This window comes from Pseudomonas sp., assembly GCF_037994325.1.
Classification (GTDB): Bacteria; Pseudomonadota; Gammaproteobacteria; order Pseudomonadales; family Pseudomonadaceae; genus Aquipseudomonas.
In genome coordinates, this window is sequence record NZ_JBBNAH010000759.1 from 1 (window position 1) to 11,751 (window position 11,751).

Annotated in this window: 11 protein-coding genes; 7 read left to right on the forward strand and 4 right to left on the reverse strand. The window is 59.9% G+C overall.

Going from position 1 to position 11,751, the window contains the following annotated elements:
* Window positions 1-88: 88 nt before the first annotated feature.
* The 5 genes from AAAB16_RS25440 (at window position 89) to AAAB16_RS25460 (ending at window position 6,465) form a co-directional block, all read left to right on the forward strand.
* Entirely contained in the window at window positions 89-619 is a 531-nt protein-coding gene (locus AAAB16_RS25440; protein WP_340665863.1) for a DUF3087 family protein, read from the forward strand.
* A gap of 120 nt (window positions 620-739) precedes the next feature.
* Window positions 740-3,010, forward strand: a complete 2,271-nt coding sequence (locus AAAB16_RS25445; RefSeq protein WP_340665864.1) for an ATP-binding protein — start codon at window positions 740-742, stop codon at window positions 3,008-3,010.
* Window positions 3,011-3,487, forward strand: a complete 477-nt coding sequence (locus tag AAAB16_RS25450; RefSeq protein ID WP_340665865.1) for a response regulator — start codon at window positions 3,011-3,013, stop codon at window positions 3,485-3,487.
* A 34-nt stretch (window positions 3,488-3,521) separates the two neighbouring features.
* Complete coding sequence (locus AAAB16_RS25455) at window positions 3,522-5,924, forward strand: response regulator (RefSeq protein WP_340665866.1); 2,403 nt, start codon at window positions 3,522-3,524, stop codon at window positions 5,922-5,924.
* Window positions 5,917-6,465, forward strand: a complete 549-nt coding sequence (locus tag AAAB16_RS25460; RefSeq protein WP_340665867.1) for a biliverdin-producing heme oxygenase — start codon at window positions 5,917-5,919, stop codon at window positions 6,463-6,465. The genes AAAB16_RS25455 and AAAB16_RS25460 overlap by 8 nt, the downstream gene beginning before the upstream one ends.
* A 15-nt stretch (window positions 6,466-6,480) precedes the next feature.
* On the opposite strand, the gene AAAB16_RS25465 is transcribed toward AAAB16_RS25460, so the two are convergent.
* Complete coding sequence (locus AAAB16_RS25465) at window positions 6,481-6,711, reverse strand: hypothetical protein (RefSeq protein ID WP_110618672.1); 231 nt, start codon at window positions 6,709-6,711, stop codon at window positions 6,481-6,483.
* A 207-nt stretch (window positions 6,712-6,918) separates the two neighbouring features.
* Between AAAB16_RS25465 and AAAB16_RS25470 the strand changes: the two genes are divergently transcribed.
* Entirely contained in the window at window positions 6,919-7,869 is a 951-nt protein-coding gene (locus AAAB16_RS25470; RefSeq protein WP_340665868.1) for a GlxA family transcriptional regulator, read from the forward strand.
* A 118-nt stretch (window positions 7,870-7,987) separates the two neighbouring features.
* A complete protein-coding gene (locus AAAB16_RS25475; protein WP_340665869.1) occupies window positions 7,988-8,401 on the forward strand; it encodes an AraC family transcriptional regulator in 414 nt (137 codons plus the stop codon).
* Between the two features lie 24 nt (window positions 8,402-8,425).
* On the opposite strand, the gene AAAB16_RS25480 is transcribed toward AAAB16_RS25475, so the two are convergent.
* The 3 genes from AAAB16_RS25480 to AAAB16_RS25490 form a co-directional block, all read right to left on the reverse strand.
* Window positions 8,426-9,319: a TauD/TfdA family dioxygenase gene (locus tag AAAB16_RS25480; RefSeq protein ID WP_340665870.1), complete on the reverse strand. Its 894-nt coding sequence runs from the start codon at window positions 9,317-9,319 to the stop codon at window positions 8,426-8,428.
* 50 nt (window positions 9,320-9,369) lie between these two features.
* Window positions 9,370-10,278: a TauD/TfdA family dioxygenase gene (locus AAAB16_RS25485; protein ID WP_340665871.1), complete on the reverse strand. Its 909-nt coding sequence runs from the start codon at window positions 10,276-10,278 to the stop codon at window positions 9,370-9,372.
* Window positions 10,279-10,340: 62 nt separating this feature from the next.
* Window positions 10,341-11,751: TonB-dependent receptor (locus AAAB16_RS25490; protein ID WP_340665872.1), on the reverse strand; the 1,411-nt coding region annotated here is incomplete at its 5' end.

The window sequence follows — 11,751 nt, forward strand, 5'->3', positions numbered from 1 at the left end:
CTCATCCACTAGCTACTTTCGCCCCTACGCGTTGATCCGTATTTGAGGCCATAATGCCGCCCGCCTCTATCCCCGAGCCCTGTACCCCATGTTCGAAATCCAAGCGCAAAACCCCGAAAGCTATCGCCAGCAAACACGCCGCAGCACGCTGATCATCGCGGTGATTTTTGTTGCTCTGGCGATGTTGCTGTCGAGCTTGGCGGTGATGCTGTTGGGTACTCCTGGCGGCGATAACTTTCGTTGGAACGCCGGGGGTGTGGCGGTGGCTGTGGTGCTTACGGCAGCGCTGTTCAAGCTCAAGCTATGGTCGCAACCGTGGATGAGCGCGGCGGTGTATGGCTGGCAGTTGAAGCGGGCGTTAATGAGTGTGACCAACGTGATGCATCAGGTGGAGGCCGGGGTGAGGGCGCACAATCCAGCGGCCATGCAACTGCTGCGCTTCTATCATCAGGGGCTGGCGCAGATGTATGTGCTGGAAGCCAACACCAGCTCCCTGAGTCAAATGGAGCAGGAAATTGCTGCCCATCAACACGCCATGCAAGCTCAAGGGCTCGATACTGACCAGCCGCGTCTTAATCCGCAGTGGTTGGCAGCAGTCAAGGCCATGGGCAAGGCGTAATAAACTCGGCAACTTCGCCGCTAAATTTTTTTAGAACCATTGCCGCACGCTTCGCTCTGAGTTCTAGCCGAACCGTATTGCCAGCCCAGTTTTCCTGGCTATGGCCTGACAGGATGCAGTATGAACACCCTCTCCAGTGACTCGCTGAATGCCGCCGTAGAGCGCTGTGCCGACGAACCGATTCATATCCCAGGCGGTATCCAGCCGCATGGTTTTTTGTTCGTCGTGAACGACGCAGACCTGCGCGTGCAGCAAGTCAGTGACAACGTCAGCAGCTGGTTGGGGCTTGAGGCGCAGAGTTTGCTGGGCCTGTCGCTGCAAGAGTTGATCAGTGACCCGTCGCTGCCAACACGCCTGCAGTCCTTGTCGGTGGACGACCTCAACCCTTTTCACCTGGGTGACTTCAGTTTTTCTCGTGGCACAGCCCAGCAGCGCCAGTTTGCCTTGATCGGCCATCGTCATAACGGCCAGCTTATTCTCGAGTTCGAGCCGGACAGTAATCCTGGCGAGGCTTACGGCACGCTTTATCCGCTGATGCGCACCTTTGTCGCCGAGCTGCATGCCGCCCGCACGCTGACCGCTATTTGCGACCTGGCCGTTGCCGAACTCAGCCGAATTTCCGGTTTTGGTCGGGTGAGCGCGTACCGCTTTGATGAACAAGGTAATGGCGAAGTGTTGGCCGAACGTTTGCAGCCAGGCTATGCCAGCTATTTAGGCTTGCAGTTCCCCGCCTCAGACATTCCTAAACAAGCGCGGCTGCTGTACTGCAAGAACCTGATCCGGCTGATTCCCGATGCCAACTATCAGCCTTCACCGCTGGTGCCGCAGTTGAGCCCGGTCGACAACAAGCCTCTAGACCTGGGTTTTGCCTCGCTGCGTAGCGTGTCGCCGGTCCATCTTCAATACATGCGCAATATGGGCACGCTGGCCTCGATGTCGGTTTCCATCGTGGTGCGCGACCGCCTCTGGGGCCTGATTTCTTGCCACGACGCCGACCCACACCATCTCAGCCATAAAACCCGCACAACCTGTGAGCTGCTGGCGCGCATTCTGGCGTTGCAGATCGATGCCACCGAAAGCGCGTTGCTGGTTGAACGGAAGTTGGAGCTGCGCCACCTGACCGTGCGGTTGTTAGCCGGTATGGCCGACTACGACAGCGTAACGGAAGGCTTTAAAAATCTGCCAGACGTAGTGCTCGCCTTCGCCCAGGCCCAAGGGGCTGCCGTGGTAACGGCCGACACCTGCATCAGCGTTGGCAGCGCCCCGCCCGACCAGCACATTCTTGAGCTCGCGCACTGGCTGAGCAGGCAAAACAACGGCCCGTTGTTCAGTACCGACAACCTGCTGCGCGATGTGCCGCAACTGGCGCAATTGGCCGCCCATAGTCCCGGCGTGTTGGCTGTGTCGATTTCCAAACTGCATGCCCACTACCTGATCTGGTTTCGCCAGGAAAAAGTCAAAACCGTGACCTGGGCCGGGCAACCAAAAAAACAGCTGGACCAAACCACTGGCGCCCTCTCACCTCGCCACAGCTTCGAGGCCTGGCGCGAAGAGGTCAGCGGCTTTTCTGCGCCCTGGGAAGCGGCCGAACGTGACGGCGCCCTTGAACTGCGCGCCGCAGTGCTGGGTATTGTGCTGCGCAAGGCCGAGGAAATGGCGCAATTGGCCGGAGAACTGCGCGAAACCAATAAAGAGCTGGAGTCGTTTTCCTACAGTGTGTCCCACGATTTGCGAGCGCCGTTGCGCCATATCGCCGGTTACACCGAGTTGCTTGGCGAAATGGAAGCCGAGCAGATGAGCGAACGCGGCAAGCGTTTTCTGGCCAATATCAGCGAAGCCGCGCGTTTTGCCGGCGTGCTGGTGGACAACCTGCTGAGCTTTTCGCAAATGGGACGTTCAGCGCTGCACCTGTCGGATGTCGATCTCGGCGCTCTGGTGACCTCCATTCTGGAAGAAATGCGCCCGGACTACGAAGGCCGCGCTATCGAATGGAAAATTCAGCCCATGCCCCGTGTGGTCGCCGATGCGGCGTTTATCCACATGGTGCTGCGCAACCTGATCAGCAACGCCATCAAGTACACCAGCAACCGCGATCACGCGGTGATCGAATTGGGCGCCCACCAGCAAACGGACGAGACGGTGGTGTTTATCCGTGACAACGGCGTCGGCTTTGACATGCAGTACGCCAACAAGCTGTTTGGCGTATTCCAGCGCCTGCACCGTATGGAAGAATTCGAAGGCACCGGCATTGGTCTGGCCACCGTCAAGCGTATTATCGAGCGCCATGGCGGGCGCGTCTGGGCCGATGGCCGCATTGATCAGGGCGCCACGTTTTTCTTCGCCCTCCCCCATTTGACTTACACAACACCCTTTGCACAGCGGAACGACTAAATGCTTAAACCTATCCTCCTCGTTGAAGACAATCCCAACGACCTGGAGCTCACCCTAGTAGCCCTGGAACGCAGCCAGTTGGCCAACGACGTGGTGATCAAACGCGACGGTGCCGAGGCGCTGGATTACTTACTGCGACGCGGCGACTACGCGAGCCGCGACGACGGCAATCCAGCCGTTATGTTGCTGGACCTCAAGCTGCCGAAGGTCGACGGTCTGGAAGTATTGAAAACAGTGCGCGAAACACCGGCGCTGCGCAGCATTCCCGTGGTCATGTTGACCTCCTCGCGAGAAGAGCCCGATCTGGTGCGCGCCTACGAAATGGGCGTGAATGCTTACGTGGTCAAGCCGGTCGATTTTAAAGAATTTGTCGCTGCCATCTCCGACCTTGGCATTTTCTGGGCCGTGCTCAATGAGCCGCCACCTGGCTCGCTCCGCCTGCAACGCCCGCGCAAGACCGAAGACCAACACGACTGATACCGCACCACCGCATTCGGCTACAGGAAGGTTAATGCCAGCGTTAAATTACATCAGCATCCTGCTTATTGAGGACAGCCCCAACGATGCCGAACTGGCGCAACTGGCGCTAGAACGCAGCGGTTACAGCCTTGATACCGAACTGGTGTACAACCAGGTCGGCGTGGTGGAGGCCCTTGAACGGCGTGACTTCGACCTGATTCTGGCGGACTTTATTTTGCCCGGCTTTTCCGGGCGCCAAGCGTTGCAAGAAGCCCAACGCCTGGCACCGAAAACCCCCTTTATTTTTCTGTCTGGCGTTTACGGCGAAGAAAACGCCGTCAATATGATGCGCGCCGGTGCCGTCGACTACGTGCTCAAGCAAAACCTGTCGATGCTGCCCAAAGCGGTCAATCGCGCCTTGGCCGAAGTCAACGAGCGGCGCCGACGCTTGCAGGCCGAGCAAGCATTGCAAGAGATCGGTGCCCGAGCGCGCCTGGCGGTAGAAGCCGCGGGCCTGAGCATGTGGGATTTCGAGCCAAGCAGCGGCGAGCTGCGCTGCGACCACCGCTACCGTGCCATGTGTGGCCTGGAAGGTGACGAAACGCTGGACATGAGCGTATTCGAGCGCCTGTGTCACCCCGACGACCTGCCCATTCTGCGTGCCAGCGTGCAGGCCGCCACCAGCGACCCGAATCACCCCGACTTCGCCACGCCGTACCGCATTCACCTGCCCGACGGGCGCGAACGCTGGCTGGAAATGCGCGGCCAGGCGTTTTTTGATCAAGGTATCTGCACCCGTTTTGTTGGCGTGGTGATGGATATTACCGAGCAACGCACGGCTACCGAGGCGCTCAAACAACTTAACGAAACCCTCGGCGAACGGGTGCAAGAACGCACCCGCGAACGCGACCGCACCTGGGAGCTGTCCCGCGATTTGCTGGCGGTCACCAGTTTTGACTCCACCACGCTGGCGTTAAACCCCGCCTGGCAGAGCATCTTGGGCTGGCAGCACGACGACCTGCTCGGGTTGCCGCTGGTTAGCCTCACTCACCCCGACGATGTACGTAGCAGCCGGGTGGCGATGGCCACCGTGCGCCGCGGCGAGGTTGCCGACCGCTTCGTCAACCGCCTGCGCCACCGCGACGGCAGCTACCGCTGGATCGCCTGGAGCGCCGTGCCGGATGGCGGCCGCGCGTATGTGGCCGGTCGCGATATCAGCAATGAAATTGCCAACATCGACAAGCTGGCCAACGCCAACATGGCTTTGCACAAACAGATTCAGGAACGGGAAAAAGTCGAAGCCACACTGCGGCAAATGCAGCGCCTGGAAGCGGTAGGCCAGCTCACGGCCGGCGTTGCCCACGACTTCAACAACCTGCTGACCGTTATTCTCACCAGCGCGACCTTTTTGCAGCGCGACCTGGAACGCGGCGTACCGGCAGAAACCAGCCTGCGCCGGGTCAGTCATATTCGTACCGCTGGTGAACGGGGCGCCACGCTGACGGCGCAGTTGCTGGCCTTTGCCCGTCGCCAACAGCTGGCGCCGGCGCCGCTAGACCTCAACGAAACCCTGAACAACCTGCACACCTTGTTGAAAAGTACCCTCGGCGGGCGCATCAGCGTGGCTATTCAGGCGCAGTCCGATCTGTGGCACGCGCTGGTCGACCCCACGCAGATCGACATGATCATTCTCAACCTGGCCATTAACGCCCGCGACGCCATGAGCGACGGCGGCCAATTGGTGCTGGCCACCGCTAACGTCAGCATTTCCGAAGTCGCGCAAAGCGCCGAGGAACCGGGGCCTGGCGACTACGTCATGCTCTCGGTGTCGGACACCGGCACTGGCATGAGCCAGGACGTGCTGCAAAAAGCCTTCGAACCCTTCTTTACCACCAAGGAAGTGGGCAAAGGCTCCGGCCTTGGCCTGGCACAGGTATTTGGTTTCGCCAAACAGTCGGGGGGTGGCGCGCGGATTTTTACCGAGGTTGGCGTGGGCACAACGGTGCAGGTCTATCTGCCGCGCACCCAGCCGAATGCGGAAACTGGCGTTGTTGACAGTGCCAATCCAAGCACCGAAATCGTTAACGGCGAACACCATATTTTGCTGGTCGACGACGACCCCTCGGTGCGCGACGTTACCGCACAAATGCTGCAACGCCTGGGCTTCCACGTAACCGAAGCCGACTCCGGCGCCCGTGCCTTGCAACTGCTGGCCACTCTGGATGTTGATTTGCTACTGGCCGACTTTGCCATGCCCGGCATGAATGGCGGCGAACTGGCGCGCGTGGTGGCGGTGCAGCAACCGCGGTTGCCGATCGTGTTTATCAGCGGTTATGCCGAGCTCGACTCGGTCGGACTTGGCGACAGCCCAGTCATACAAAAACCCTTTAGCGAGGAACAACTGGTGCGCAAAATTCTGCTGGCCATTCGCGGCGCGGCGCCCAAGCATGAATAACCTGCGCCAACGCTTGCGTCAGCTCGGCGCCGGGCTGCACCAAGAGGTCGACGACGCCTATTCGGCCCTAAGCCTGGAGACTGCCGACGGTTATCGGCGCTTTCTTCAAGCCCACGCTGCCGCCCTCTTCAGCCTGGAGCAAACCCTCGAAGAAAACGCCATCGACCAGTTGCTCGAGGACTGGCCGCAACGCCGCCGCAGCGAAGCCCTGCGCGCCGACCTGCAGGCTTTCGCCTGTGCCCCTGTCGATGTACTGAGCATGCCGCAACAGGTCAGCCCGGCCTGGTGCTGGGGCGCAGCCTATGTTCTTGAAGGCTCACGCTTGGGCGGCCAGGTGCTTGCCCGGCGCTTGCAAGCCGCACAACCGGGCGCGCCCATGGACTACCTCGGCCATGCCTCCACCCCTGGGCTGTGGCCAAGCTTTTTGCAGCGCCTGGAAAGCCAAGCGCAAGGCTGCGATGAGCTGGAGTTACAACGGGGCGTTGAGCAGGCGTTTGGGGTGTTTATTCAGGCCGCCCAGGCCCAGCAAATAAACGCGTAAACCCTGCCCGCCGCGTCAAAACACCAGATTGTCGTTCTTATCGATGCTGACTACTTTGGCCAGCTCACTTAAGGCGGCAGTCTCAGCGTCGATTTTGTATTCGAATTGCTGGTCGGCCAGGATGCGGTGATACACCGCGTCGCTGCCGCCGCTCTGCCGGCGTACGGCGAGAAACGCCTGCGGCTCCCTACCAACCAACTTCGCCGCATTCCACACCAGGTGATGGGCAAACGTGCGCTGACTCATGGGATGTTCCTTGTGTCACGCTGACCGAATGCCAGCACAGGCAGCGAGTATGCGCGCCTTTGCTCAGCTAAGCGGCGCTAACCCCATCACAGCCGCGCGGCAATTCGTCGATACGCGCTTGCACGCAACTAAAAACCGTTCTAAAACAAGCAGCTTGGTGCAAAACCTCGCCTTATTCATAAGTTGTATTTCTGTACGGGTTAGCTGATGAAAACCGTTGCCATGGTGTTGTTTCCCGAGTTTCTCTTGCTCGATATGGCCGGCCCTTTCGAGGTGTTTTCCGTGGCCAATCGTTTTCTGCCGGAAAGCGAGCACTACCAAGTACTCACCATCGGCAGCGAGCAGCGCCTGATTCGCGCCTCTAACGGCGTAACGGTGCAGACCGACCTGACCATGGCCGATGGCTGTGAAGCCTACGATTTGCTCTTGGTGCCCGGCGGCCCCGGCGCTTACAACGAGCGTTTTCCCGCGGTAACGGCGTGGCTGAAAACCGCCGTGCAACGCTGTTCGCTCTACGGCTCGATCTGCACCGGCGCGTTTATCCTCGGCGAAGCCTGTCTGCTGGATGATCACCAGGTCACTACCCACTGGAACTACACCGAGCGCCTGGCCAAACGCTTCCCCAAGGCGCGCATCGGCACTGATCAGATTTATGTAAAAGACGGTCGGCTGCTGACTTCTGGCGGCGTTACCGCTGGCATCGACATGGCGTTGGCCGTGGTGGCCGAAGACCATGGCAAGGCAGTCGCGGTAGATGTGGCCAAGGTGTTGCTGGTGGCGATGAAACGCCAGGGCGGCCAGGCCCAGTTCAGCCCGATGCTGGCGGCGCTGGCCGAGCAGGACTCGCCGATTAATAAGGTACAAACCTATGTACTGGCCCATCTGGACGAAGACTTTAGCGTCGAACGCATGGCCAGCCTGGCAGGTATGAGCGCTCGGCACTTCGCCCGCTTGTTTAGCCGTGATGTGCAAATGACGCCCATGGAGTTCCTCCAACATGCGCGCATCGACCGCGCCCGCAGTCTATTGGAGAGCACCGACCTGCCGCTGAAAACCGTCGCCTACCGCGCGGGCTTGGGCAGTACGCGGCATATGCGTTTTCTCTTCAGCGAAAAGCTTGGCCTTACGCCAATCCAGTACCGCCAGCAATTTGGCTGAAACGGGCGTACTAGACGTGTCCGTATTGCGCACCCCGTTGGCCGAAACGGGCCTCTATTGATCGTTCGCCGCTGCGCTTGGCCTGCCAAAATCATTCTCAACTCACAGAGGATGAATTATGGCCAGCTTTCAATGGACAGCCCGACGCGCGCCCGCGCCAGACAGCGACGGTGAAATCCTGGTTACCGGCGGCCTGACGCCCTGGCGCGAACGTCTGGCAAAAAACCTTATCCATACTCTGCTCGGCGAAAAAATCAGCGTGCCGCAACTGGCGCAAGCCTGTGCCTTGTCGCGCAGCCACTTCTCACGGGCGTTTAAACGCAGCACCGGCATGTCGCCGCAGGATTGGATTCATCGCCAACGTATTGCCCAGGCCAAGCGCTTGATTCAAGAGTCGGACATGACCCTCACGCAAATCAGCGCCGAGTGCGGCTTTTGCGACCAGGCGCATTTCTCCCGCACCTTTACCCGTGCCGAAGGTATGAACCCCATGGAATGGCGCAACAGATCCGCACCGGGCGAAAACGCGTAAAGGTGTAGGTTGGGTTGGGCCGTTTTAAAACGGCCGACTCCCCGCCAAGCTGATGCGTTTGAGGTTGCGCACTTCGTTGGCGTCAAAGGCGTTGCGCGCGTGCAAGGTGGCCTGGTTATCCCAATAAACGATGTCGCCGACTTGCCAGTGGTGGGTGTAGTAGAGCTTGGGGTTTTGCAGGTGTTCGCGCAGGCGGCCAATCAGTTCCTTACCTTTCTGCGGGTCGTAGCCGGGAATTTCCACTTCGGTGTGCACGCTGAGAAACAACAGGCGTTTACCGCTTTCGGGGTGGGTGCGTACCAGCGGGTGTTCGGTGCCTTGAATCGGCTCGATATCGGGCGTGCGGTAGGTAATAAAAGTGCCGCCATAGCCGCCACTTTTCAGGCGAATAAACGGGTTGTAGTTGATCAGGCGCAGGCCTTCGATTTCGGCTTTGGTCGCCTCGGGTAGCGTTTCATAGGCCAAGGCCAGGTTGGTCCAGCTGGTCTCCCCGCCTTTGCTCGGCACTTGCAGGGCGTAGAGCAGCGAGCCTGCCGACGGCGTTGGCGTCCATTGGTGGTCGCTATGGGCCGGCAAGGCAAAGTTGCCCAGCTCGCCACCTTCGGTATTGGCCACGCGCACAATGCTTGGCGCTTTGCCGTCGGCACCGGAGGACAGCACCGGAATATCCGCAGGCGGTTGGAATACCGAGCCAAAGTAACTGGTGAAGTCCAGGTATTGGCGGTCGTCGAGTAGCTGGTTTTTAAAGATCAGAATGTGGTGGTCGCGCAGCGCCTGCTTTAACGCCAGCACTTGGTCGGGGCTTAGCGCTTGGCGGGCGTCGAGGCCGTGCACTTCGGCACCCAGCGGCGCGTCGTGCAACGGCACTATGGCGAATTCAGGCTCGGTTTGGCGTAGCGCGGTGGCGGCTTGGCTCATGGCAAATACTCCGGTTTCAAATCCCGCCGGTGGCGACGGGCTAGTTGGCTTCAGGCTTTTTTGATGGTTTGGCTGCGTTGGCCGTTAACGCCGTACGGCACTTCGCCGTGCAGGGTGACGCGGCGGACAATGCGCGACTGGTTGCCGTAGTCGTCAACCGCATAGTGTTGGGTGGAGCGGTTATCCCAGATCGCTACGTCACCCACCTGCCAGGTCCAGCGCACGGTGTTTTCCAGGCGGATCACGTGGCTTTGCAGCAAGTTGAATAGGTGCGCCGAATCAGCCGCGCCGTAGCCTTTGATGCGTTTAACAAAGTGCCCCAACAGCAAGCTGCGCTCGCCGCTGATGGGGTGTACGCGCACCACCGGATGCTCGGTTTCATACACCGTGGAGGTAAACACTTTGCGGTAGTGCTCGGCCGCTTCCAACTGGGCGTTGGGCTTGATCGCGGCGTAGTCGTATTCGTTGCTATGCACGGCCACCAGTTTGTCGGCCAACTCTTTCAGCTCGCTCGGCAGGTGCTCGTAGGCCGTGGCGGTGTTGGCCCAGGTGGTGTCGCCGCCGTATTCGGGCACCACCACCGAGCGCAGAATCGAGGCCTTGGGGTAGGCATCAACAAAGGTGACATCGGTGTGCCACGAGCTGGCGCGCGCGCCTTTGGCCGAGTCCAGTTCCAGCAGGTAGTGGGTGCCGTCGACTACCGGCACCGTTGGGTGCGCCACTGGCTCGCCGAGCAGCTTGGCGAAGGCTTCCTGGCTGACGTCATCAAGGTGGGTCTGGCCGCGGAAGAAGATCACCTTGTGTTCCAGCAAGGCTTGCTGAATGGCGGCGACGGTATCGGCGTCGAGGTCGGCGGACAACTTCACGCCCCGGATCTCGGCGCCAATACGGCCGGCAACGCGGCGGATATCCAACTGCACGGTATGGGTGACGGGAGTAGCGAGTGCTGCATTGCTCATGATGGTTTCCTCGTTTTGGCTCGGTGTTTTTCTGTTTTAACGACTCGGCTCAACAGAAGGGTTTAAAAGTCGTAGCGCAGGGTGACCCCAGCGGTGCGCGGCTGGCCTACAGAGGCGCTGTAGGCGCCGTTGAGGTAGGCGAAGGCGCTCAGGTAGTACTCTTTGTCCGTGGCATTTTTCAGCCACAGCGAGGCGTCGAGCTGGCCGTCGCCCAGGTCGGTACGGATACCGGTGGCGAGGTTGACCAGGCCGTAGCCATCAATTTTGGAAAGATCGGAGTTATCCAGCGTGCCTTCGGCGTCGGAGCGGTAGGCGTAGCTGGCGTTGACGTAAGGTTCGATGCCACCTTCCAGCGCCCACTTGTATTCGCCATTGATATTGCCGATCCACTTCGAGGCGCCGACTACGCGTTCGCCGGTGAGGTCGCAGGTGGCCGGCGCGCCGGGCGCCGTCGACACCTCACCAGGGCATGGCGCGTCTTTGAACGACAGATAGGTGACGTCGTTATAGGAGCCGTTAACGTTGACCGTCAGGCCACGGGTAAGCAGCGCGGTCGCTTCAAACTCCAGACCGCGACTGCGCACGCTACCAGCGTTGGCCAGCACCGATACCACGCTGGTACTGCCCGCCGGTTGATAAAGCGTGGTGGCTTGGTAGCCGTGGATGCCGGTCCAGAACAGGTTGGCATTGAGCAGTAAACGGCGGTCGAGCAAGGTGCTTTTAAACCCCAGTTCGGCATCGTTTGCCCGCTCCGGCCCTACCAGCAACGACTCAGCGCCTGCGGTCGGTGCACTGCCAACCGCCAGGTTTACCCCACCGGATTTTTCCCCGTGGGATAGGCTGGCGTAGCCCAATACTTCATCGCTGAATTTGTAACTCAGGCTGAGCAGACCCGAAGGCGAAGCGTTGTGCAGGCTCAGGTCGCCAGAGTCGTAGGCGCCCAGTTGCCGATTGCGGATGGTGGCGCCAGCGCCGGTAACCGCTGCGCCGCCATCAGGAGCAAAGCGCTCGATCTTGGCTTGTTTTTCTTCGTAGGTGCCGCGCAAACCAGCGGTGAAGTCCAGGCGGTCAGTCAGGTGAAACGTGCCCTGACCAAACAAGGCGTAGCTGTCGGTGACGACTTTGCCATTGGCTTTGGTCGACACATTGTTCAGCGCGTTAAAGCTGTTTTGCGCGGTTGGCAGCAGGAAGCGGTCGGCGTCCGGGCCGTAGTCGGTAAAGGTTTTATTGCCCAGATTGGAATTAAATACATAGGCGCCTACGACGTAATCGAAGAAGCCACCGGTTGGCGAGGCCAGGCGAAACTCCTGGGAGAACTGCCGGTCATGCACTTCAACGCCGGTGTTATTGATGACCGAAACGTCGAGGGTTTCATCGTTGGCTGGGGTGAAGTGCCAATAGCGGTAGGCGCTCACCGAGGTCAGGGTGTAGCCGCCATTGAGGTTCCAGTTGGCCTCTACCGAACTACCACCC